This is a genomic window from Gardnerella swidsinskii, from assembly GCF_023277705.1.
Taxonomy (GTDB): Bacteria; Actinomycetota; Actinomycetes; order Actinomycetales; family Bifidobacteriaceae; genus Bifidobacterium; species Bifidobacterium swidsinskii.
The window spans coordinates 816129-841876 of sequence record NZ_CP083176.1; the positions used below are offsets into that span (position 1 = coordinate 816129).

General features: G+C 40.6%; 16 protein-coding genes and 3 tRNA genes. 6 read left to right on the forward strand and 13 right to left on the reverse strand.

The window, feature by feature from the left end:
• Positions 1-82: 82 nt before the first annotated feature.
• Entirely contained in the window at positions 83-1876 is a 1794-nt protein-coding gene (locus K9E37_RS03130) for a S1C family serine protease (RefSeq protein WP_004109433.1), read from the forward strand.
• Between the two features lie 135 nt (positions 1877-2011).
• Here K9E37_RS03130 and K9E37_RS03135 read toward each other — a convergent pair whose 3' ends face one another.
• Both K9E37_RS03135 and rlmB read right to left on the reverse strand, forming a co-directional pair.
• Complete coding sequence (locus K9E37_RS03135; RefSeq protein WP_102704531.1) at positions 2012-3817, reverse strand: hypothetical protein; 1806 nt, start codon at positions 3815-3817, stop codon at positions 2012-2014.
• A gap of 130 nt (positions 3818-3947) precedes the next feature.
• Complete coding sequence (gene rlmB / locus K9E37_RS03140) at positions 3948-4943, reverse strand: 23S rRNA (guanosine(2251)-2'-O)-methyltransferase RlmB (protein ID WP_064621762.1); 996 nt, start codon at positions 4941-4943, stop codon at positions 3948-3950.
• A gap of 226 nt (positions 4944-5169) precedes the next feature.
• Between rlmB and K9E37_RS03145 the strand changes: the two genes are divergently transcribed.
• The 3 genes from K9E37_RS03145 (at position 5170) to trpB (ending at position 10753) form a co-directional block, all read left to right on the forward strand.
• Positions 5170-8160: a cation-translocating P-type ATPase gene (locus K9E37_RS03145; RefSeq protein ID WP_248893026.1), complete on the forward strand. Its 2991-nt coding sequence runs from the start codon at positions 5170-5172 to the stop codon at positions 8158-8160.
• 242 nt (positions 8161-8402) lie between these two features.
• The gene (dcd, locus tag K9E37_RS03150; RefSeq protein WP_004109442.1) at positions 8403-8984 is read left to right on the forward strand and encodes a dCTP deaminase; all 582 of its coding nucleotides are present in this window, start codon (positions 8403-8405) and stop codon (positions 8982-8984) included.
• A 575-nt stretch (positions 8985-9559) separates the two neighbouring features.
• A complete protein-coding gene (trpB, locus tag K9E37_RS03155; RefSeq protein ID WP_064621760.1) occupies positions 9560-10753 on the forward strand; it encodes a tryptophan synthase subunit beta in 1194 nt (397 codons plus the stop codon).
• 172 nt (positions 10754-10925) lie between these two features.
• Here the strand turns inward: trpB and K9E37_RS03160 are convergent, their stop codons facing one another.
• From K9E37_RS03160 to ahpC, 3 genes are all read right to left on the reverse strand, one after another.
• Positions 10926-11828, reverse strand: coding sequence for a LysR substrate-binding domain-containing protein (locus tag K9E37_RS03160; protein ID WP_004109449.1), 903 nt, complete (start codon positions 11826-11828; stop codon positions 10926-10928).
• 40 nt (positions 11829-11868) lie between these two features.
• On the reverse strand, positions 11869-13542 hold the full coding sequence (gene ahpF / locus K9E37_RS03165; protein WP_248893028.1) for an alkyl hydroperoxide reductase subunit F: 1674 nt from the start codon (positions 13540-13542) through the stop codon (positions 11869-11871).
• 127 nt (positions 13543-13669) lie between these two features.
• On the reverse strand, positions 13670-14233 hold the full coding sequence (ahpC, locus tag K9E37_RS03170) for an alkyl hydroperoxide reductase subunit C (RefSeq protein WP_248893030.1): 564 nt from the start codon (positions 14231-14233) through the stop codon (positions 13670-13672).
• A 353-nt stretch (positions 14234-14586) separates the two neighbouring features.
• Here ahpC and K9E37_RS03175 point away from each other — a divergent pair, with 353 nt between their 5' ends.
• Both K9E37_RS03175 and K9E37_RS03180 read left to right on the forward strand, forming a co-directional pair.
• Positions 14587-15765 (forward strand): lipase family protein, encoded by a 1179-nt coding sequence (locus K9E37_RS03175; RefSeq protein WP_248893031.1) that lies wholly within the window; start codon positions 14587-14589, stop codon positions 15763-15765.
• 346 nt (positions 15766-16111) lie between these two features.
• Positions 16112-18781: a Rib/alpha-like domain-containing protein gene (locus tag K9E37_RS03180; RefSeq protein ID WP_004109457.1), complete on the forward strand. Its 2670-nt coding sequence runs from the start codon at positions 16112-16114 to the stop codon at positions 18779-18781.
• A 68-nt stretch (positions 18782-18849) separates the two neighbouring features.
• Here the strand turns inward: K9E37_RS03180 and K9E37_RS03185 are convergent.
• The 8 genes from K9E37_RS03185 to K9E37_RS03220 all read right to left on the reverse strand — a co-directional run bounded on the left by K9E37_RS03185 (position 18850) and on the right by K9E37_RS03220 (position 25727).
• Positions 18850-18923, reverse strand: a tRNA-Gly gene (locus K9E37_RS03185).
• Positions 18924-19054: 131 nt separating this feature from the next.
• Positions 19055-19933, reverse strand: coding sequence for a M48 family metalloprotease (locus tag K9E37_RS03190; RefSeq protein WP_174182708.1), 879 nt, complete (start codon positions 19931-19933; stop codon positions 19055-19057).
• A 105-nt stretch (positions 19934-20038) separates the two neighbouring features.
• Positions 20039-21517, reverse strand: a complete 1479-nt coding sequence (locus K9E37_RS03195) for an FAD-dependent oxidoreductase (protein WP_174182707.1) — start codon at positions 21515-21517, stop codon at positions 20039-20041.
• Between the two features lie 308 nt (positions 21518-21825).
• A complete protein-coding gene (locus K9E37_RS03200; protein ID WP_248893033.1) occupies positions 21826-24093 on the reverse strand; it encodes a heavy metal translocating P-type ATPase in 2268 nt (755 codons plus the stop codon).
• A gap of 341 nt (positions 24094-24434) precedes the next feature.
• Complete coding sequence (locus tag K9E37_RS03205; protein WP_012913681.1) at positions 24435-24638, reverse strand: hypothetical protein; 204 nt, start codon at positions 24636-24638, stop codon at positions 24435-24437.
• A gap of 309 nt (positions 24639-24947) precedes the next feature.
• Positions 24948-25020 (reverse strand) — tRNA-Ala (locus tag K9E37_RS03210).
• 27 nt (positions 25021-25047) lie between these two features.
• A tRNA-Ile gene (locus K9E37_RS03215) sits at positions 25048-25121 on the reverse strand.
• 126 nt (positions 25122-25247) lie between these two features.
• Entirely contained in the window at positions 25248-25727 is a 480-nt protein-coding gene (locus tag K9E37_RS03220) for a Dps family protein (protein WP_012913682.1), read from the reverse strand.
• Positions 25728-25748: the final 21 nt, after the last annotated feature.

A 25748-nucleotide genomic window follows, 5' to 3' on the forward strand; every position in this document is an offset into this window, starting at 1 on the left:
TTATAAAAAAACATACTATCTCTTACATAGATAATGGCATGGTTTATTATGGTGTGTTAAGAGTCTTTTGTAAGGAGGATGAATGGCTGACGATATGTATGGTGCAAATCAGCAGGAATCCAATGAAACTGCAAATAATGGATATTACGAGCAGCAGGAACAACCGACGCAACCAGCACAACCAACGCAAACAACGCAACCAGCACAAACATATAGCCCAGCTCCTGAATTCGGAGCTTACGGCCCAACAAATAACGAAAATGAAGTTGGTACAAACACTACACAGTATCCAGCTAACAATTACGCCGTAAACCAAAATAACGATGCGGATAATACAAATATCAACAATGCTCCTACGCAATACATTGGATCACAAAATTACTACGGAAATAATAATTTTAACGGCTTCGGAAATCCGTATAATTACGGCACAGACAATAATTCTTACCCAAATAATGAAGTTGGCAATCAAACACCAGCGCAACAGAATTTTAACAATAATGCAAGTAACGAAGAAAATGAAAATATAGCAAAAACAAGCATTATTAGCACAAATGCAGCAAATACAAACGACACAAACAAAAAAGGTAACAAAAGAAAAACAAAAAGCTCTTCGTCAACTGCTTTTGTTGCCATTTTATCCTCCGCAATTTCTGCAATAGTTTGCGTAGTTGTAGTTCTATTTGTAATCTCGCAAGGTCTTATTTCAATTCCACAAAGCGGCTCTTTCGCAAACATCGGCTCTCATTCTTCTGGCCCTGGTACCGCAGTAGTTAAAGGCGGACAATCTCCGGATTGGCAAGGAGTTGCAAAAAATGTTTCCGGAGCCGTTGTTTCTATACAAACTCGTTTAGAGAAAGGCATGGGGAAGGGTTCTGGAGCAATTATTGATTCAAAAGGTTATGTTGTAACAAACAATCACGTAATTGCTAATGCAAAAGAAATTCAAGTAACCCTTTCTAATGGTCAAATTTATTCAGCTACATTAGTCGGAGCAGATAAAACTACTGATTTGGCAGTACTTAAATTAGACAATTCACCAAATAATTTAAAGACAGTCCAATTTGCAGATTCTAATCTGCTTTCCGTTGGCGAACCGGTTATGGCAATCGGAAATCCGCTTGGATATGACGATACAGCTACCACAGGCATTGTTTCGGCTTTAAATCGTCCAGTATCAGTTATGGACGACCAAAGCCGCTCTGAAATTGTAACTAATGCAGTACAAATTGATGCAGCTATTAATCCAGGAAATTCAGGCGGCCCAACTTTTAACGCTGCCGGAAAGGTCATAGGTATTAATTCTTCTATTGCAGCGACATCAGCTCAAGGGGAGACTACAGGATCTATCGGCATCGGCTTTGCAATTCCAGCAAATCTGGTGAAACGAGTAGTTACAGAAATTATTAAGAATGGTTCTGTAAAGCACGTAGCACTAGGGATCATGATTAAAAGCACAGCAGTTGAGTCCGAAGGAATTACTCGCGGAGGAGCTCAAATTGTTTCTGTCAATCAAGGAAGCCCTGCTGAAAAAGCCGGACTCAAAGCCAATGACACTATTGTTGCCTTTGACGATAAGCCTGTATCCAATAATTACGCACTCCTCGGGTATGTGAGAGCAACAGCGTTCAATCAAAAAGCTACGCTCACAATAGTTCGTAACGGCAACACACTTAAGTTGCAAGTTACATTCAACCAAGAAGAAACTGCTGTTAATGGCACAAATAAGCAAGAAAAGAAATTAAAGAAAAACCAAAAGAAGCCTGGTAAAAAACGCGGAAGTAACTCGTACGATGGTGACGATGACGATTTACAACAACGTGGAGATGACGATGGTGACGATGGTGGAATATTTGATCCATTCGGTTTCTGGTAAATAAAACCGCATGTTCTACTATTAAAAAGTAAGACACTGTAATAAAAATGCCCCTAAATAAGTTAGTTAACTTACGCAGGGGCATTTTCATAATGTAATTAAATATATTTAAATATAATTATATAAATGCGCTAATTATTTTTTGCGCTCATATACAATAATTCTTCCTTCTGAGACTCCTGCTTTCCAAGATGATTTTGTTTTAGCAATAGTATGCTCAGTATAATGGTCGATATTGTAGTTTAAATACACAAAATAATACCAAGGCTTATCTGATTCTGTGACAAAGAATTTAGGTTCTTTCTTTGCTTTGCAAGCACCCATTTCATTTGATGCCTGTTCTTGAGATGGCTGCTCATTTGTAATAAACGAGCTATTCTTATAACTGCAATCAATAAGATTCTTCGAGAAATAAGGATTTGCTGTAATAAGCTGCCACGAATATTGATGAATATCTTCAAATTCAGGAACAATAACATTACCTTGTTTATCCGTTTTTTCATCTTGATGTAGCCAAGACGTTACGAATCGCATGTTTTCAGCATGATTTTGCTTAATAAATTGCGCAAGTGCGCGCGAACCTGAATAGTCGAATCGAATATCGTTAACGCAAGAATACCCGTTCCAAATCAAGCTTGGGGATAATAAAACAACAATAATAATGCCAGCAATAACTTTGCTTCCGGCAGATTTACTTGCAGATTTACTATTGCTATTTTCAGCTTTATTTGCAGCTTTGAACAACCTAAAAATAATCGCCGGAATATCTTTAGATTCCAGTGGCTTACGCGCAATACACATCCAAAGTTGAGATACGAAGAATGCAAAAACGATTCCTGCGTGATGCAAAGTGAAATATTGCGTGGCAATTGCCGCAAAAGTCAAGTAAGGAAGTATCAAAGAAACAAGCATGCCTCTTCGATAAGCGATTCTTACAGCGAAAGACCATATTAAAATCGAAATAATAACGCAAATAATCGCGGAAGGTACGCTTAGCATAAGTCTACGTAAAGAAACATCGCCAGCAAATTGAGTGAACATACTTTCTGATGGCATAACGAAAATAAATGACAAGAATTGTATAAGAGGAGAATTTCCGTCGAATGTTTCACGCGATGCGAAAGCGTTAGCAGCAGGCCAAATGCAAATAATGCTTGCAATTCCAACTAAAGCAAGGATTATCCAGCTTACTAATCTGTTAGTGTTAGAGACTATTTCAGCGAAAGCTTTTTTAATTCCTGCAGATTTTACAACTCTCCAAATCCACGCAAAAGCAAAACCTGCTGCTAAAGCAATGCCATAAGCACTGATTGCACATAAAAGTACAAGACTCAAAGCGAGTTTCCAAGTATCAGAAGGCTTAGAATCAGATCGTTTCCAATAATGTGCAACCATAAACAAAGCCGCGCAAAGAAGAGCATACGGGCGTGAAGTAACGCCATATTGGAAGCACAAAAAATACGTAAACGGAAGCAAAAACACAGCCAATTTACTAAAAGGCGCGCGGAAAATAAGCCAGCCACCCAAAAGCGCAGTGCATAGAAGTTGCACGCCTTTAAGACCAATTTCGTATGGAACTCCTGTTTTTGCAGGTATGGAAAGAAGCAAAGTCCAAAGCGGCGGATGGCCTTCATAATGTGGTCGAAGAGTTAACAAATCAGCAAACGAAGAATCGCGTGCAATAAGCCAACTTTGAGCTTCATCAAACCAAGGCTCGTGGAAGCACATAACTGCTACGACGACAGATAGGTATGCAATAAAAATAAGCGAACGAGCATTCTTTACGAACCATAATTTATTTGTTGTTTTTAAAGTTTTTGTCACATTTAAAGTTTTTTTTGTTTTTGACGTACTTGTGTTCGTATTTGTACCTGTATTTGTAACAGTATTTTCGTTCATAAGTGTTTTATTTTCTTCTATAGTATTTTCGCTAATATGCATATTTCTATTTAATTATTTCTTTCAAAATTGCGTAAGTACTAAACTTCAGCAAATCCAAAGCCCCAACCAAATAAAATCACGCTAACACCGTAACAATACAGTGCAAGCGTGATTTTAAAGTTTGAAAATTTCAGTTTTGATTCAATGCAGCCAAACGACGAGCGTTAGCAACAGCGTACAAACTGATGCCTGCTGCAACAGAAGCGTTAAGAGATTCAACCGCGCTAGAAATTGGGATTCCAGCAATAGCATCGCACGCTTCTCTCGTAAGGCGACTCATGCCCTTACCTTCAGAGCCGAGCACAACAACTAACGGATCAGTTTCAAAGCCAGTTTCTCCAACAAGCTTATCGCCGCCGCCATCAAGACCAATTGCATACCATCCGCGCTCTCGCAAACCTTGAATTGCCTTATTTAAATTAACAACTCTAGCAACTGGCAAATGAGCTGCAGCACCAGCAGAAACCTTCCAAGCAGCAGCAGTTACGGAAGCACTTCTGCGCTCAGGCAAAATCACACCATTAGCACCGAAAGCTGCTGCAGAACGAATAACAGCACCCAAATTTTGAGGATCCGTAACGCCATCCAAAGCAATAAACAATGGTCGAGCATTAATGCGAGCAGAATCTGAATCAGCAGCTTCCATTGCGCGCGCCTTCTTTTCCGCTCGTTCAACCAATTCTTGCAAAGAGTGATACTGGTAAGGCTGAACTTTCAAAATAATGCCCTGATGATTCGTACTATGCGCAATACGATCCATTTCAAGGCGATCCGCTTCAAGCAAACGCAAACCCTGCATGCCTGCTAACTTCACGATTTCGCGCGTGCGATCGTCATGCTCAATGCGATTAGCCACATACAATTGAGTGCTTGGAACTCCAACTCTTAACGCCTCTAAAGCAGCATTGCGACCAATTACCAACTCATCTGAATCGCTACCAAGCTTATCCACTCTGCGGCGCGCAGCCAAACGCGGATCTGCAAATGTGCGCTTAATAGCAGCTTTCTTAGCAAAATAAGCTTTGTGATACACGCGATCTTCAGCCTTCGGAGTAGGACCTTTTCCGCGCAAAGCATTGCGATGTTTTCCACCCGACCCCTTGGTCGGCCCTTTTTTCGTAGTCATACTCCTATTCTCACATGCCCCCAAGGCATTGTTTAATAGCTTTCTGAAGCTGGCAAAGTCTGCTGATTCTAAGCTCGGCGCGTTGTATGGCATAATAGAACGGTACTTAATTGTTGCAAACTATTGCAATATTCCACAACCGCGCAATAGTTACAATACGAAGCGCTAAAAATAGCGTTAGCATTGCGATTATTGACTACTCCGCGGCACTCCCAAGGGGGAAGATATGGTTGATCACGCTCTTGATCAATCCAATAAAACAGCTGACTCTTCAGCTAATAGCAAAGATCCATCATTGTGCGATGTTCAGCAAGTAGCTAAATCACTTAACGTAGATATTACATGCGGTTTAAGCTCTGAGGAAGCTGCAAAAAGACTTAATCAATTCGGCCCAAATGCACTTGCTGCTGCTCCTAAAATTCCAGCATGGAAACGGTTCCTTGATCAATTTAAAGATCCGCTCGTTTACTTGCTTATTGCAGCAACTATTATTTCTGCAATTGCGTGGTTTGTTGAGCGCGCACAACATAAAGGAAACAGCGGTGGAGAGATTCTGCCGTTTGATTCAATCGTAATTATCATTATTTTGATTGCAAACGCAGTGCTTGGCTACATTCAAGAGTCGCGAGCAGAAGAAGCAGTCGAAGCTTTAGCTAGAATGAGTGCTCCGCAAACTTCAGTTTTGCGCGATGGTAGCGTGGTGCGCATTAATACTGCAGAAGTTGTGCCAGGCGATATCTTAGTGCTTGGCGAAGGAGATGCCGTGTCTGCAGACGGTCGACTTATAGCAGCGGCTTCATTACGCGTAGCTGAGGCAAGTCTTACAGGCGAATCTGTTGCAGTAAGCAAACGTCCGAATACGCTTTCGTCTGCAAAAGCTTTAGGCGATCGCACAAATATGGTTTTCAACGGAACTGCTGTTACGCAAGGAACCGGTCGCGCTGTAGTCACCTCTACAGGTATGCGCACACAAGTTGGCAAAATCGCGGATATGCTTTCAAAATCAGATGACGAAGCAACACCTCTCGAGAAAGAAATGGTACACGTTTCTAAAGTTCTTGGAATTGCGGTGTGCATTATTGCAGCTGTTGTTCTTGCTTCCATGTGGCTGATTGAAGGCTTCCACAGTATTCAAGATATTATTGATTCTCTGCTGCTTTCTGTTTCCCTAGCTGTTGCTGCTGTTCCAGAAGGTTTAGCTGCGATTTTGACAGTAGTTCTTGCGCTTGGCGTGCAACGAATGGTGAAGCATCATGCTGTTGTAAAAAAGCTTTCATCCGTGGAAACACTTGGTTCTGCTTCTGTTATTTGCTCCGATAAAACAGGCACCTTAACTCGAAACGAGATGACTGTTGAACGCGTAGTAACACCTAGCGGCGAAGTTCAGCTTACAGGAAGCGGTTACAAGCCTGAAGGACGCATGATATTAATTGGTTCTGCGGACGCAGATTTAGCAGTACCGCAAAATCTTGCTACAGAAGTATTAGGCGCGTTAGGCTCCGGATGTTTGGCTAACGACGGCGATTTGCATTATGACGAAACTACTAAAAGTTGGCAGCCCGTGGGAGACCCTACAGAAGTTTCGCTAGTAGTAGCAGCTCGTAAAACAAAAGCGGACAAACGTTACGCTCATTTGACTCGAGTTGCGGAAGTACCTTTTACTTCTGAACGCAAACGTATGTCTGTTGTTGTTAAAGATGGTTCGGATTCTGGAAATCTGATTGTTTGCGCTAAGGGTGCTCCGGACGTGCTGCTTTCTTATTGCACGCGTATTGCAGTAGCTGGTGCCGTGCGTCCGCTTACTGACGGCGATCGCGAAGATATTTTAGCAACTGTTGAACGTCTTTCTGGAGAAGTCTACCGCACGCTTGGAATGGCTTATAGGCCGCTTGGAGTCGATAGTCTTTCAAAAGTTGATGGCATGGTTTCTAACGCTGCAGGTCAAATCGCGGACGTTGCGGAACAAAGTGACGTACTAGAATCTGATTTGATTTGGAATGGTATGGTTGGAATTATTGATCCTCCGCGAATTGAAGTTCGAGATAGTGTAGCTCAAGCTCATCGCGCTGGAATCCGCACTGTTATGATTACAGGCGACCATCCTCTTACGGCTACGCGTATTGCTCGAGATCTTGGAATTATTGGAAAAGATGAGCATGCACTTACAGGCGACGAACTTGACGAATTGCTTTCACGCAACGACGATAATATTGCTTTTGATGAAGCTATCAGTAAAACTAGCGTGTATGCGCGAGTAGCTCCTGAGCACAAGTTAGCTATCGTTTCTTCGCTTCAACGTCAAGGCAACATTGTTGCTATGACTGGTGACGGCGTGAACGATGCTCCTGCAGTAAAATCTGCCGATATTGGCGTTGCTATGGGCATTACTGGTACAGAAGTAACTAAAGAGTCTGCCAAGATGATTTTGGCTGACGATAATTTCTCGACAATTGTTGCAGCAGTGCGCGAAGGTCGCGGAATTTTCGACAATATTCGTAAATTCTTGCGATACTTGCTCAGTTCTAACGTTGGCGAAGTCTGTACTGTTTTCGGTGGCGTTGTTTTCGCTGGCGCGCTTGGAATTACGCAGCCAAACTCTGTTGGTGTAACTTTGCCTTTGCTTGCAACTCAGCTTTTGTGGATTAACTTGCTTACGGATGCAGCTCCTGCACTCGCGATGGGCGTTGATCCGCAAACTGACGACGTAATGGATAGGAAGCCTCGAAAGCTTACCGATAGCGTTATTGACCGACGAATGTGGGGAGATATTGTATTTATCGGCATAATCATGGCTGCTATTACGTTAATCGGTATGGATATGCATTTGGCAGGTGGATTCTTTACAGACCGTTCTGTTGGAATTATGGATCACGCTGCTCAGCTTACTCACGCTCGCACAATGGGCTTTACAATTCTTGTGTTTGCGCAAATGCTGAATGCGTTAGCATCTCGTTCAGACTCACAAAGCGTATTTGTAGGCTTATTTGCAAATCGTTGGCTTTGGGGTGCTATAGCAGTTTCTATTGTGCTTCAGTTGGCTGTAATTTACATACCGTTCTTGAATGAGCCATTTGGCACTGTTCCTTTGAGTGTAACGGAATGGTTCGAGTGCCTTGGTCTTTCAATGGTCGTGTTAATTGCTTCCGAATTGCGTAAATGCGTGCTTCGTTTCATTGCAAAACGTAAAGCAGCAAACGCCTTAACTATTGCCGCTTAATAAATACATTATTAAGCTATCTTGCAAATACGCGGTACAGTACGTAGTTTTCTTACATAACCTACGTTTCTGTGCCGCGTTTTGTGTTTTTATTTTCTATAAAATTTTTTGCAGTCAATCACAGACCGCGGCACGCGCTACAATTGTGCGTATTGTATTTTTCGCGCAAAATAGCAATAAATATTTCGTGCGAACAATGAAGTTACTGATGTATAAGCTTTATTGCAAGGAGATTTGACGTCATGCTGTTGTCTGATCACGACATTCTCAAAGCTCATGATGAGGGTCATATTGATTTGACCCCATGGACCCCGGAAATGGTACAGCCTGCGTCGATTGACGTGCGCCTCGACCGTTTTTTCCGCTTATTTAACAACCATGCTTACACGTATGTTGATCCTGCAGAAAATCAGGGTGAACTTACAGAACAGTTCGAGGTAGCTCCTGACGAGCCATGGATTCTTCATCCTGGAGAGTTCGCACTCGGCGCTACGTGGGAGTATGTAAAACTTGACGCTACTATTGCTGCACGTTTGGAAGGCAAAAGCTCGCTTGGTCGTCTTGGTATTTTGACACATTCCACAGCTGGCTTCATTGATCCAGGTTTTGAAGGTCATATTACTTTGGAGCTTTCAAACGTTAGCACTTTGCCAGTTAAACTTTGGCCTGGCATGAAGATTGGTCAAATGTGTTTCTTCCAGTTAAGCTCACCATGTGAAAACCCATACGGTTCAGCCGTTAACGGATCGCACTATCAAGGTCAGCGCGGTCCAACTCCGTCACGTTCGTATGAGCATTTCTATCGCGCTGATTTAAGCGAATAATATTTTTAGAAAAATGATTCCGTTTTTAGAAAAGTAATTCCTAAAATAGCAAGATTTAGAAGAAAAGTAGATAATTCTCAGGTAATTATCAGTTAGCGTTACTGTTCTGCTCAGAATAGTGTGATTATATAATATTGTCGACAAAAAGACAGGTGCAGAGCACCTAAAACTTATTCTTTTCTTCTCTCCTTTATTTCCCCGGCGCATAGACGCCGGGGTTAAATTTTTTCTGCACGAAACGCCGAATTAACACTAAAAGGTTGACATTGTCACAGCTAAGGCTAAACTTGTGCAACAAGATTGGAGGTTGATGAACATGAATACTCGTTTCTGGCGCAGCTGGCGTAGTTAAAAGCGAGTTCACATATCGGTGTGGGCTTGCTGATTTTAAACAATCAACGGGGCTATGCCGGATTCATCATCAACATTATTTGAGCTGAATGGCATATAAGCTGCCATCCAGCTTTTTTGTTATCTGAGCACACGCCCTTCAAATTTACAAAATAATCGACATAAAAATAATAAAGAACAAACTTAATGCCGATTTCCTCGGCACGCACAAGAAGGGCAAAATTATGGTAAACGCAGTTGAACAAAATATGTATTACGGTGAATTTGGCGGACAGTACGTACCAGATATGATTCGTCCAGCACTCGACGCAGTAGCAGCAGCTTACTTACAATACAAAGACGATTCAGAGTTCCGCAATGAATTAGCTGGATTATTAAAAGATTACGACGGTCGCGAAACACCTTTATACTATGCTGAATCTTTCACAAAATATTTAGGCGGCGCAAAAGTATATTTAAAGCGCGAAGATTTAAACCATCTCGGCGCTCACAAAATGAATAATGTTCTCGGACAAATTTTACTCGCTCAGCGCATGGGTAAAAAGCGCATTATCGCTGAAACCGGAGCCGGTCAGCATGGCGTTGCCACTGCTGCTGCAGCAGCACGATTCGGCATGGAATGCGAAATTTTTATGGGCGCACTTGATTGCGAACGCCAAAAACTTAACGTTTTTAGAATGACTTTGCTCGGTGCAAAAGTTCATGCTGTTCAAGAAGGCACAAAAACTTTAAAAGATGCTGTAACTGCAGCATTTATGGATTATGCACAGCACTTGGATGATACCTTCTACATCGTTGGTTCCGCAGTGGGACCTTACCCTTATCCACAAATGGTTCGCGATTTTCAAAGCGTTATTAGCAAAGAGTCGAGAAGGCAAATCCTAGAAAAGGAAGGCAGATTGCCGAATGCTGTAATTGCTTGCATTGGTGGCGGTTCTAATGCAATTGGTTCTTTTGCAGCATATATTGATGATCTGTCTGTACGATTGATTGGTGCTGAAGGCGCAGGTAAAGGCGCTGATACTCCTCAAAATGCTGCTACTATGACGAATGGAAAAGTTGGCATTACGGATGGCATGAAAACTTATGTTCTTATGGATGATGACGGTAACGAGCTTCCAGCCTACTCTATTTCTGCGGGATTGGATTACCCTGGAGTCGGCCCAGAACACTCATATTTAAAGGATTCTGGTCGCGCAGAATACTACGCAATCACTGATGATGAAGCAGTTCAAGCTTTTCGCGCACTTTCTAGAGTTGAAGGAATCATCCCAGCTTTGGAAAGCTCACATGCAATAGCACAAGCTATGAAGATGGTTCCAAAGATGAGTAAGGATGACATTGTTTTAGTAACAGTTTCCGGCCGTGGAGATAAGGATGTGAATCAAGTAGCACGCTATCTTGGAATTGAATTATAAATCATTAATTTAGCAACAAATAAAACACAGCAAATAAAACGAGGCAGATAATTCTCAAAATAAAGTGAGAATAAAAAGTAAGAGAAGAAGAACATGGCACTTCTGTAGCTAACATAGCATACAGAAGTGCCTATTTTTATTTTTATTTTTATTTTTAAGCAGAATATCCCACTTATTTTTTATGCAAATCAGAGCATGCTGAACTAATTATTGTGCACAATCCTTCCATAATTTTGTCTACTGGAGAAGCTGCGCGCCAATTCAAATATAACGATCGATAAGGTTTAGGATTCTTAAACTCACGCAACATCAAACCAACTGGTTGCACAATTGGAGGTACAGTTGCAAGACGCGGCAATAATGTCACATCTTTGCTACCTACAACCATATATCGCAAAGTTTCTAACGACGTTGCCCTAAATTCTGATTGCTTCGCCCCCACTTTTTGGCATACATCGAGCATGCTTCTACGCATACAATGCCCATCTTCTAGTAAAAGCACTTTCTGAGTAGACAAATCTGAAAGTTCAATTGGTTTACTCTCGTGTCCTAGCAAAGAATTTGTAGAAGTCGCAAGAAGAAAATCTTCGTCAAAAACATGACACACTTTTATTGAAGGCGCATTCAAACTTTCGCTTAATATAACTGCGTCGACTTGACCACTATCTAGCAAATCAATAAGTTTCGCTGATTTTTCTTCTATAAAACGAATAGTAAGTTTTGGTTTTAAACGCCTGAGTGCAGGCATAATTCTTGGAAGTAAGTATGGTCCTAACGTTGGGAACACACCCAAAACTACTGTAGATGACCATGGATCTTCTGAGCGTCTTGCAGCTTGTCGAATACGTGACATATCTGCCTGAATACGTTTAGCGTAATAAACCACTTCCCTCCCAGCAGGAGTTAAGATTTGTTTCCCGGGAGTGCGCTCAATAAGTTCTACGTCTAAAGTCTCTTCAAGTTTTTTAATTTGCGTTGAAAGAGTAGGCTGAGAGACGCGCATACGAACAGCCGCCTTGGTAAAGCTTCCTTCTTGTGCAAAAGCTATTAGATATTCTAACGCTCTAATATTCATAAGACGCCCCCATTGTTTATTGCATAATAAATTTTATAAATTATTTATTTTGCGGGCTGCGGATAAGATAGTCAAATGCAGATAACGCAGCATTGGCTCCAGAACCATACGCTGTAACAATCTGCTTATACGGTTCGTCTGAACAATCTCCAGCAGCAAAAACACCCGGAGTATCAGTGCATCCAGCGCGATTCGTAATAATTTCTCCTCGATTATTGAGAGAAATATTATTTACAAGCCAACGAGTATTCGGAGCTAAACCAATTTGCACAAAAACCCCATCAGTTTCAACAATATGTTCTCTGTTTTCATCATCGTCTGCTTTATTGCGATCTATGTAACGTATTGCAGTAACTTTACTACCATTACCTTCAATACTACTTACGGCAGCACTTGTAATAACTTCAGTGTTAGGTAATTTATGCAAAGCATTAAGCAATACTTGATCCGCTTTAAGTACATCCATGAACTCAACCACCGTCACATGTTTTGCAACTCCTGCTAAATCGATAGCAGCTTCAACGCCAGAATTTCCGCCGCCAACAACGACAACATTCTTATCTTTGAAAAGTGGACCGTCGCAATGAGGGCAGAATGATACGCCTCTATTCCTATACTCATCTTCTCCTGGAATACCCAACGTACGCCAAGTCGCACCAGTTGCAATAATCACTGCACGCGCTTTCAAAGATCCACCAGAACGCGCATGAATAGTATGCAACCCATATGGTTCCTTAGATAAATCGAGCGAGTCTGCCCAATCAGGAGTAAATACGTCAATATCGTATTGCGAAATATGCTTAGTTAAATCTGCTGCTAGTTGAGAACCAGTCGTATGCGTTTGGGAAATATGATTTTCAATACTTTCAGTTTCTACAACCTGTCCGCCACGATGATCCATAATCATAGCTGTACGCAAACCCTTACGAGCAGTGTAAATTGCGGCAGCAGAAGCAGCAGGACCGCCGCCAGCAATAACAATATCGTATGGATTTTGCGAATTCATTTTTTCTGCGAGCGCAACATTTGCCGAAGAAACGCTATTACCATTATTGCCATTCTCATTTTGCTCAACAGATTTTTCTTGTTCTGCGAGCACAGATACAAGTTCGTCAATTCCTGTCCGCCCGGAGGAAATAAGTTTGCCATTTTCAAAAACTGCTGGCACGCTCATTACACCGAGTTTATCTACTTCTTCACGGAAAGCGCTACCTTCAACTACAGTATGCTGAATTTTAGGGTTAATAATAGAAATGGTATTAAGCGATTGCACAACTTCTGGGCAATTTAGGCAAGTTACCGACATGTATGTTGTCACATTGTGTGAACCAAGCTTTAGTATTGCATTGCGTTGCTCATCACTAATTTTTGGCGCATAGCCACTTACTTGTAGAAGTGCTAGTACTAAAGAGCTGAATTCGTGCCCTAAAGGCAATCCCGCAAAACTAATCGATACAGTGGATTCTCCATTTACTGGATTATCTAGTTTTCTACGCAATTCAAAGCTTGGCTTACGTTTTACATTGCTAATTTCATTATTATTTACTTCAGAAATACTGATTTTGTCACTTTGCTGAGATACTTCTTCCAGTAAGGATTTAACTTTTTGAGATGTTTCAGAATTATCAACGTAAGAAATGATTTCTATTTTAGATACCATCTTTTTTAGTAATTCTGAAAGCTGAGCAGTTAATGATGCATTCAACAAAGACATAGTTTACTTCCTTCGGTAATTTTAGTCACAAGTAAAAATAAGCGAATGCGTAGGAAACTATGAACGTAGCTCCCTACGCATTGAGAATATTCTTTAAAAAAGATTCTTTAATATTTAATTGCAAAAATCAGATTTTGCCGACTAAATCGATAGAAGGTTCCAAGGTTTCTTCGCCCTGCTCCCATTTTGCTGGGCAAACTTCGCCTGGGTGCGCTGCAATATACTGTGCTGCTTTAACTTTACGAAGGAGCTCGTCGGCGTTACGACCAATTCCGTCTGCGGTCATCTCAAAGAACTGAATCATACCTTGCGGATCTACGAGGAACGTAGCACGGTGAGCTAAACCGGATTCTTGATTCCAAGCGTCAAAATTACGCGAAAGAGCTCCAGAAGGATCACCCAACATAGTGTACTTTACTTTTGCAATTGCTTCAGAATCGTCATGCCATGCTTTGTGTACAAAATGTGTATCCGTAGAAACTGAGTAAACTTCGACGCCTAGCTTTTGCAATTCCTCATAGTGGTTTGCAAGATCTTCCAATTCAGTTGGGCATACGAATGAAAAATCAGCTGGATAGAAGAAGAAAATTGCCCATTTGTCAAGAACATCAGTATCGCTTACTTCAACAAATTCGCCATTCTTATAACCATTTACTTTGAATGGAAGAATATGTGTGTTCATTAAACTCATATCATTCTCCTAAATAGGTCATTTGCGCCTTCGTTGCGCTTTTATTTTCATTATTAAGAATAGATTATGGCTATTGATAATTCTAGTTATATAGATGTTTTCTATGGCTCTTATACACATCGTCAATGATTTTAGTAAACAAAAAGGAGCAACAACATTTATTTAGAAGTATGGACTTTTGTTTATGTAGACTATACAATTGACGAATTGTGTAGAATAGCAATTGTGGCGGCAAAATAAATTTCGATTAATTTATATAACGCACGTAGTTAACAAAGAGGTGCTACAAATCGTAAACAGTCGTCCTATACATTTGTTGACTACAAAACTAAACAAAAATATAGGAGGATACTATGAAACGCAATGCAGTAACAGGGTTCTTAACTAGTCTATGCATGCTCTTGAGCCTATCTGCTTTCGCAACGCCAGCAATGGCAACAACCGCAGATAATTATGCAAAAACTCCACTTACTGCTGAAACAGCTAAACAAATCGCAAATGGAACTATAGGCTTAGATTTACCTGGGGCTTTGGATATGTCTTTATATCACAAGAAGCCTCTTGATCCGCAAGCTGATTTAGATGGTGACGGCTTAACTAATAGCCAGGAAATTTACACTTACACTAAAGACGGTAAGACTTATTATGGGTACAATTCTCACCCTATGATGAACGATGCCGATGGCGATGGTATTCCAGATAATCAAGACAGCAATCCTCGCAGGTGGGATATTAGTCCCCGAGACATGGCTTTATTCTCTGAACTTTCTTATCGAGATGATAATTACATAAATAAGGTACTCGATTACACTAAACCGCTTCACAACATTTACAAAAATCGCAATGAGTACCGCCTTATGCACAACGAGCTCGCGCCATTCTGGAAAGTCAAGGAAACATACCACAAAAGGGGAGGATTTGATGCTATTTTGTTTGAAAATGTAAGTCCATACCCATTCTTAGAACAAGGCACTGTTCAAGTACTAGCAATTCGTGGAACTTCCCAATTTAATGATTACGATGATGATTTTGCAATAGCTGTAGGTCATAACCCAGATCAAGCTAAAGATGTTGAGCAGTTGATTGAGCGTTATGGTCGCGAAAATACTGTTAGCAATTTGTATATTACCGGACATTCCCTCGGAGGATATCTTGCACAGCGTGCTTTAATTCGCGCTAAAGGCAAAGGCTACAACTGGATTAAGAAAATTTACACATTCAATTCACCACAAATTTGGGGAAATATTTTCAACCGTTGGTTACGTACCGCCGCCAATACTGGCAATAAGCTCACTCGAGAAGGTTACGCTGTTCATTACAAAGTAGACAACGACAAGGTTATTCGTTCTGTTGGCAATTTTGCTGGAGCTATAAGCGTCGGCAATTCTGCGCAAGGACATAGCTCTCGAAGCTATCTTGAGGCTCGTATGAACAATTTCCCAGGTTTCACCGTAGGTACTAGAGGAGATATTTCTGGCACTGGACGTTGGATGGAAGAACTTAACAACTTCTACGATGTTCGCACGTTCTAATTATTGCTAATTAATGATTATTAATTAGCACCAGCAATAGATAGCTATCTCGTGTAATTTATTAACAATAAGCTAAGCGCTGATTTACCAATGATTCATTAATATCACAAGTAGCTCAGCGCTTTTTCTATATCAATTAATCTAATGAAATTCTTTTCTATTACACCGCATAAGCTTAAGTATTAACTTTTGGTACTTATTAAAATTATCTGATTCAACTAGATACAATTTTATAAAGTTGTTAAAACTGATAGAATCAACAAGTTGAGCTAAATCTGTTGCGCTGCTCGCAAAAATATTTTCAAAATAAAGTAGAAGTCTGTACAAAAAAGTAAGGAATAGCAGTATGAGAAAAGTAAGTACCATTCACACAATTAGTGGAATTGTATTAACTTTTGGTTTGATCATTTCATCGCTGGTTTACATACCTTCGTTAGCAACAACCGCAGCGGCAGAAGAAACGTCACCAGTGCACATACCTCTTACCGCACAAACCGCTCACGACATTTCTACTGGTCGAATTCGTTTGGAAAATAATCAGATTGACTCATTGCTATATCACAAGCCCGAGCTAGATCCAAATGCAGATAGCGACGGCGACGGTCTGAAGAACAGCGAAGAACTTTACACTTACGTGAAAGACGGAAGAACATATTACGGATATAATTCACATCCGCTTATTAAGGACACCGACGGCGATGGCTTAGACGACAAAAACGATAACAATCCTCGCAGGTGGGATATTAGTCCCCGAGACATGGCGCTGTTTATGGAACTTGTGTACAGGGATGACGATTATGTCAAAAAAGTACTTGACTATTCAAAACCACTCACTGACATTTACAAAAATCGCAATGAGTACCGCCTTATGCACAACGAGCTCGCGCCATTCTGGAAAGTCAAGGAAACATACCATTATAGGGGTGGATTTGATGCCATATTGTTTGAAAATGTAAATCCTGCGTATCCATTTATTGAGCAAAACGGCGTGCAAGTTCTCGGAATCCGCGGAACTGAAGGCAGCGCTGACGTATGGAATGACGTATTGCTTGGAACTGGCTCAAACCCAGGCCAAGCTGCTGATATAGATAAATTAATTGATGAATATAAACAAAAGAACACTGTAAGCAATTTATATGTTACAGGTCACTCTTTAGGCGGATACTTAGCACAAAGAGCCTTAATTCGAGCTAAAAGCAGCGGTGCCATTTTTAACATTAAAGCTTATACTTTTAACGCCCCAAGGATTAAAGGAAATATATTCAACAAATGGCTTTGGGAAACATCTAATTTTGGCGATAAACTAACTAAAGAAGGTTATGCCGTTCACTACAAAGTGGATAACGATAAAGTAATAGGACCAATAGGAAACCTTAACGGCGCAATAAGCATAGGAAAATCTGGAGAAGGTCACGGATCTCGTAGTTACTTTGAGCCTAGAATGGATAGTTTCAAAGGATTCACAGTTGGCGAACGCAATAAAATTGAAGGAACCGGTCGCAAAATTGATGCACTCGACGGATTAGTTAACGAACCAGTTATTAAAACTGACGAACAAGCTTTCGAACCTAAAATTACGAATATTGACATTATGGAAAATGATCCATTGCCAAAAGGCACAACAATAAAGCATCTTCTTAATCCTAACGATATACCGCAAGGCTCTACCATTACAGACATTACAGAATACGACAAAATTGACACTTCTCAATGCGGCAACTACGAAGGAAAAATACTACTCGTACTATCTGGTAGAATATTAGAAACTATTATAGTTCCAATAACTATTCATAAACGATTGGCTAATATCGAGGAACTTCCAAATGTTACTGCTGAATCCGGCAAGAAAATAGAAGTCAAAAAAGACAATAAAATCCCCGATAATTTCGACTTCAAACCATATTTAAAAAACTTACCAGAAAACAGCACAGTACAAGTTGTAAAACAACCAAACACAACAAACACTGGAGAAACAACATTTATTGTAGAAATAACCTTTGCAAACAAAGCAAAACAGAAAGTAACTCTTAAAGCTCACGTTGTAGAAATCATTCCAGCAACACCACTAAACCCAGCTAAAAAGAGTATTACGTGGTTCGAGTTAATTCCTGCAAAGAAATCAACACCATGGGTCGAGCTAACACCAGCGACGCCAGTGACACCAACTCCAACACCAACTCCCGTACCTCCGACACCTGTACCACCAACACCGGAACCAACGCCTGCGCCTAAACCAGAGTCACAACCTGTTCCACCAACACCAGAATCTCATTCTGACAACAGTGAACACTCTAGCAATGGCGAACCTGATAAGTCTGCAAATAGCACAACCCCACAGACTAATAAGTTCGATCAAGACCATAAGGAAATTCCAAGCATGGGATTTCCCGAACCAACACATCCTTCCAAAACTCTACAAACTCCTGCAGTTAGTAACGATTCTATGCGCGAAAACCACATAGAGCTTAACGCAAACTCAGAATCACACACATTACAGCAACAGATTCCATCAGCACCAAAGAGTATTGCAGATTTACTTCCAGCGTTGTGCAACACTCTCACCGTCGGGAATAATAACATTGCTTATGCGGGAAAAAATAACCATATCACTGTTACAGTAAATGCAACATCAGAATTCATGCGCAGATTACAACTAGAAAAAGCAGTAAAAGCTTATGCCTACATATATTCCAACCCTAAACTTCTTTATAGCGCAAATGGAATGAAATATGTAACAGTTCACATTAATGAATATGGCAGAATTGTATTCGACGTAGTTATCCCAGAAGAATATAAAGGCAATCATACGATTGTCCTTATTGACGAAAACGGTAAACAAGTTGCGTGGACGAATACTTTAGTAAAGAAAGACCCTCATTTACACAAACAATCCACAATAGCCAATAATGCACTCCCTCGTACTGGAATACAAATAATTCCAATTGTACTTAGCGTTGCATTAATGCTGTTTGTTAGCACAATCGTGACAATTGCAAGAAAAAGAAAGTTTAACTAACGCGTAAGTTGTAGTTTTTATACATCCAATGTACAAAAACTACAACTTATACAATTTTACAATCTGAATGGAGCGGATGACGGGAGTCGAACCCGCCTCTGAAGCTTGGGAAGCTTCCATTCTACCGATGAACTACATCCGCATGCTGTAACTTAAAAGCAAACTAGTTTCAACAACCATCTAAGGGTATCATGCACAGCTTACCGCTTCAATATTTAGGAATCAGTTTATGAACTCAATAAACAAGACAAGCAAGTTCAACAAACAAAATATTCATGCAGCAATGCTCATTAAACGCCCAATCCTATCCTGAACAGTAGGACGCGCAGTACACAAACGCACAAGCGCAGGAGCGTTATTATCCCATGGACAAATAATCATCAAAGAAGCAACAGCCTGCAATCCAGCAGTAGATTTCATCTCGTGAAGCTGCATGCCGTAAGTAATTTTATTAAGTGCGGAAGCAAGCGCAGCAAAATCTCCAGTAATTTCACTACTTCCCTTATCTGCGTCAAATTCACGCGAACCAGGAATAATTGCATTGATAATAACAGAAGCAATAGGAGCGAATAAAATATTCAAAAACTTACCAATAAATTTGCAATACTTGCGAATATCACGACGATATGTATCACCGACATAAACAAGCCAAGAACCAACGTACGTTAATACTGTTGCTGTAGCAGTAGCCAGCGAAGAAGCGAGAATATCATGATTATAAATATGAGTTAATTCATGACCAATAACACTACGTAACTCGCGCTCGTTAAGAATATTAATCAAACCACGAGTACAACATATACTCGCATGACGCTCACTTCTACCAGTTGCAAAAGCATTAGGACTTTCGTAGGGAGAAACCATTACTCGCGGCATAGGTTTACCAATTCGAGCAGATAAATCTCTAACCATTGCGTAAAGCACAGGCTCTTCTTCTTCACTAACCTCTGTAGCATGCATAGCAATAATCGCAAGCTTACTTGAGCCCCAATAAGCAAAAACACTAAATGCAATACCAGGAATAATGAACCATATTAGTGAAGACAGATGCGAGCCAGTAAGAACCCAACATAAGGCAAGAAAAAGCCACACAACAACAAAAAATAGTGCGGCTTTTAAGCTGCCATAGTGTATTCTCAAGCCTTTCAACATATGAGCTATCTTAATAATGCGAACTTAAATTTTTCTGAATATATACTGCGTATTTACTAACTACAAACTTAAATACTAAGTAATATTTTCAGTTTATTTAGGGCATTATTTGCTACCTAAAGCAATATTTACAAGTTCAGAAGCTGAAACAACTTTCTTTCGAGTTCTCTGCTCATTGGCTCCAAGTTCACGCTCATAAGAGTCAACTCGCTTCCAACCGGCGTAATCAATTGGTTTAATGCCCTTTTCTGCCAATAATTTATCTATAGAATTTTCATCGCGATCAGGTGCGATTCGCCCAGCATTGCCAGCTTTAGATAAATCTTCAAGCATATTATTAACAATCAAAAGAGCATCAGATTTTGTAGAGCCGATTAATCCTACCGGCCCACGCTTAGCCCAGCCAGTTGCATACAATCGCTCACGAACTTCGCCATTTTCTACAGACTCCACTAAGCGCCCATCAATATTTGCAAGCAAAGTACGCTTTTCGTCGTAAGCAATACCTGCAACTTCTGCAGGATGGTAGCCAATGGCATGGTATACAGCTTGAACGGCGTATTCCTCGAACTCTCCAGTACGAGTCATTTTGCCATCGGCGCTTGTAGTCGTGCGCTCAACTCGTATTGCCTTCACATGTCCATCTTCACCAAGAATTTCTACCGGCGCACAGTTGAAGTGGATAATATAGCGTTTGTTGGCTGGCTTCCCCTCAAAATCAACGTTTCCGCCATCTTCCATATCTTCAGCCATATCGCGAATAGCGAAAAGCTCCTCAACCATTTGACGCGTGAGCTTATCGTTACCGGCTACTTCAATAGTCTCATCGTCAAGTTCAAAATCATCTTCGTTAATAATTATTTGCACACCCTGTAACTTTTCCATTTCACGCAATTCTTGCACTGAGAATTTCGCTTGAGCTACACCTCGTCGAATAAATAGATGTAAAGTTTGAGTGCGATTTTGTTTCAATCCTTCATACACATCGTCTGGAATATCCGTATGAGCGCGCAAATAATCAGGATCTCGTAAAAGCTCACGAGCAACATCCATTGCCACATTTCCGCCACCAATAACAGCTACTTCCTTGGCTTCAAGCGGCCATTCTCGATTGCTAGTTGGGTATCCATCGTACCATTCTACGAATTTTGCAGCTCCGTACACTCCGTCTAAATCGGCACCTGGAACTCCTCGAAGAGGCCTATCTTTCACAGCACCCGTTGCAAATAACACAGCATCATATCTATGAAGTAAATCTTCTAATGCAATATCTTTACCAAATTCAACATTTGCATAAAGATGAATATTTGGATTATCAAGCGTCTTTTCAAGCGCATCCGCAATAAATTTGATACTTGGATGGTCAGGAGCTACTCCGTAACGCACTAAGCCGAAAGGCACTGGCAATTTTTCAAAAAGATCAATGCGAGCGCTAGAGCCTAATCCCAATTCTTCTCCACGCTTTGCAATCTGACGTAAGAAGATATCGGAAGAGTACACTCCTGCAGGGCCTGCTCCTATTACAGCAATACGCAGTTGAGATGTTTCTCGTGAAATATTTTCGCTTAAATTATTTTTTTTCATTATTATCCCCATATTGAGCTGTATTATACGGCACTTTTCGCCGTTTTCGCGCTATTTAGCGCGGCCTACAAGCATAGGTTGCCTCAATCACTCAGCAGCGTAACTGTAAAGCGTTTATATGTAATTCTTCGCCAGAAATAAGTTACGTACAAGCTTGAGCCGTTACCGTTTGCAGCTAACTCGTATGCTTTCATAATTAGACTAGCGCATTACTTCGTCTTACAACATGCTCAAACGATAAAATACTCAAACGAATATTATTAAAGGTGTCGTAATGAATATCGTAAAAATATTGCCAAAAAATATTTTTATTTTCGTTCGCGCAATGCTGTTAAAGCCCACATAATAGCAACAACATCAATTGCTTCTTGCATCATTGCGCCAATAACTGCTGGAATAAAACCGAAAGCCGCAAAAATCATACTTATAATTGCTAATCCAATGCCCATCAATACTGACTGAACCATAACGCGTTTAGTATGTTTTGCTACTCTTATTGCGCTTGCAGCAGAAGAAATATCGTTGTTCATAATAACTACCTGTGCGCATTCAGATGCTGCCGTATCTGTGCCATCCGTTACTGCTACGCCAATATCGGCAGCTGCAAGCACTGGAGCATCGTTTACGCCATCTCCAACCATCATTGTTACAGTTGAATTTTGCTTATTTTTATACACATTGTAATTATGTTTTTTTACATGCGCTAATTTATCTTGCGGAAGTAAATCTGCATATATTGTTTCAATTCCAACACTTTTACCAATTGTTGTTGCAGCTTGCAAACTATCGCCAGTAAGAATAGATATTGAGCGCGCACCAAGTGTACGCAATGTGTCAATAGTTGATTTCGCATTATCGCGCGGCACGTCTTTTAATACGATTCTTCCTACCAGCACGCCGTCAAAAGACACGTAGGTTGCCATTTCGTCTGCTGCGAGAGATTTGCCTATAGTTTGATTTGTGTTTTGCTCTGTAACATACTTGTGTCTGCCTACACGTACTAAAATACCGTCTACAACGCCCTGAATACCCTGGCCTGCAGCTTCTTTAACACTGTGTACTACAGGGTATTCTCGCACGCTAGGAAGCTGCGGAACCGACGATGGGTGAGCATTTTCCCACAAGCTTGCTCCCGCTTTAGCAATACCACCTGCAAGTATGTGCTGAGAATACGTCTCTAGAACACCTGCGAGCATTACAATACGATCAGCCTTCTGCGTAGTATCGATTACGTCTACGTTTACAACTTGCGGCTGTTTTACAGTCAACGTGCCAGTTTTGTCAAAAAATACATCTGTTACACGACTTAATTGCTCAAGCACATCCTGACTTTTAACAACAATTCCAAGTTTCGCTAAACGCCCAGTACCAGCCATGCAAGCAACTGGAACTGCAATAAGCAGAGGACATGGGGTTGCTAAAACCAATACTTGCGCAAATCGCAATGCGTCGCCAGAAAAGCTCCAAGCAAAGCCAGCAATCGCAAAAGATAATACTGTAAACGGCACAGATAGCATGTCTGCAAATCTAACTACTGCAGCTTTAGAAGACCTAGCAGACTCAACAAGCTGCATGATTTTCTGATACTGCGAGTTTTTAGACAGCTTGGTTACGCGCATAATAAGCACAACGCCGCCGTTTACGCAGCCAGAAAGCACCGAAGCTCCCGCATAGACTTCTCTAGGAACAGATTCTCCGTTAATAGCACTTGTGTCTAAAATTGCAGAACCGCTTAGCAGCTCACCATCGACCGGCACAGTTTCGCCAGGAAGCACAATAATTACGTTTCCAATCTTTAATTCATCAACTGCAACTGTAGCGTAACGCTGCAAATTTGAGGTGATTTCGCCGTCTGCAGATGCTTGTAAAAATGGGCAATTATTTCGTTTACAGTTGCAATTTTGCAAGTTATTATTTTCGCAATTACTTTCGCAATTTTGCTCGCTACTATTAGATTGCTTAGAATTAGTGGCATCTACTTTTCTAAATTCAGCATGCTGGCACAGAACACACGAGCTAGGCTTGCACTGATTTTCACTCAAACATGGCAGTTCGCAGGATTCATCATTTGCTTGATTATTATTCATTCCATGCTCAATACCTGGCAAAGTCATAAGATGAGCAGTTTTTGGAGCTGCACTTACTAAAAGAGATAGATTGCGCTGAGCTTTCATATGCGCAAAATCTTCAATTGCCTCTCCCGTCCAAACCATTACAACAATCAAATAACTTGCCCAGAACTCACCAATAAAAAGCGTTGCAAGCAATGCAACAAAAGCTAGCAAATCAATACCTAAAGTTCCGCGCAATAAATTTTTAATCATGTTACGCAAAGAAACAAGGCTGGTATATAAAACGAGAATAACGATAATAGTTTTGCCAACACTAAGACTTATTGAAATATCGAAATCAAGATTTAAAAAATCAAAGATTTGTTGCGAAAAATTATAAATTTGCTCATTGAAAGTAGCCAATATAGGCAAATTGCATGAGTAAAAAGCCACAATAAAAGGAAAAGCGAGAATTACGACTGTTAATTGTGGTGCACGACGGCAATATGCTAAAAGTTTACGCATACACTTTCCTTACGCTGATCAGGTTAACTACGCTTAAAACGCTGCTAACACACGATTTCACGCCTTGTTAACCCATTGAGAGCAGATTTGATTTAGCTGCACTCAATACACGGCGTAAAGATATTCATGTTTATTTATATGTGATTAGTATACCAATAGGCCTTGATGAGAAGCATTCTCATGTAAATATTATGCTTCCAAAAAAGCACCATAATGAGTTCCAACAATTACTAATTGTACTATTTGAATTATTAAATTAATAAGTTTATGCTTCATATCTTTTTAAAATTTAGGTTATAGGCAAATTTATTTGCCATAGATTCGGCCTATAACCCTAAAATTTACTGTTCTTTAGTGAAAAGAGTTCTTACAATTTTGAAAAGCATAAATAATAGACGTAGTGTGATATATGTTGCTACGAATGTTGCAAGCCAAATCATAATATTTTGAATATTCCAACCTTGACCTTTAACAAATGAAGCTACTAATAAAGAAACTACGCCAGCAGAAATATCAGCAATATTTTGTTTTATCTTATAAATCATTTTTTACATCCTTCCGTCTAAAATGAAAACCTTTATGGTTTTCATCTCTCTTTAATACCTTTCAAGTTAACAATATATTGTGTATAGTTCCACAGCAAAATATATGCCGCAATCTCTGGGAAGAGATTCAACCATTTAAACATTTTTATATTTTTTACAACACTGACAAATATCAGGGTGTCACCCTAATTTTATTAGGGGTAATCAGTAAAAAATTGGGTTATTCCCCAAAAATTGAATGGGCACGCGACAAGAAATAAATTAATAAACAAAAAGTTCTGATTGAAAAATCAATCAGAACCCTGTTCGTGGAGCTAAGGAGACTCGAACTCCTGACCCTCTGCTTGCAAAGCAGATGCGCTACCAGCTGCGCCATAGCCCCATTTGAAAGAATGATGTCATTCTATCGTGGGCCCGGGAGGACTTGAACCTCCGACCTCATCCTTATCAGGGATGCGCTCTAACCACCTGAGCTACGGGCCCAACTCGTATGCCTAAAACATACAAGTAGTTACATTAGCACAGACACAGAAAATGTCAAACCGCAACACGCCATAAAAAGAAAACAGCGTGTTGCGGTTTGAATCAAAAAAATTAAACAGAGAATAATTAATCAAGATGGCTACGCATGAACCACTGGAACTTTTCCAACTGTTGAACATGATCTTGAATAATATTTGAGCTAACTAAATCAAGCTCATCAAGTTCCGCGATAGCCTTGCGATCGTCTGCAATCATATCGTTATAGTACTCAATAAGTGCTTGCAAATACTCCTTTGTAGACTTGCGACCAGTCAAAGCAAAACGCTTCCATGTGCGAGCTGCAACAACATCGTCTGCGCGGCCAAGTGGAGAGCCACCCAAAGTTGCAATTCGCTCAGCAGTTTCATCCGCCTGCGCCAAAACTTCAGCAACCTGTGGATCAAGCATTTCGTGCACTGCAATAAAATCTGGACCAGTAACATTCCAATGCGCATGCTTGAGCACCAAAGCAGCTTCCTGCTCGTGGCTTAAACGATTCTGTAAAATGGCAACAGCCTTTTCACTGGCCGCTTCGTCGAGACCTGGCAAAATATGCAACAAAGCCATGTTCTATCCTTCCTTAGGTTT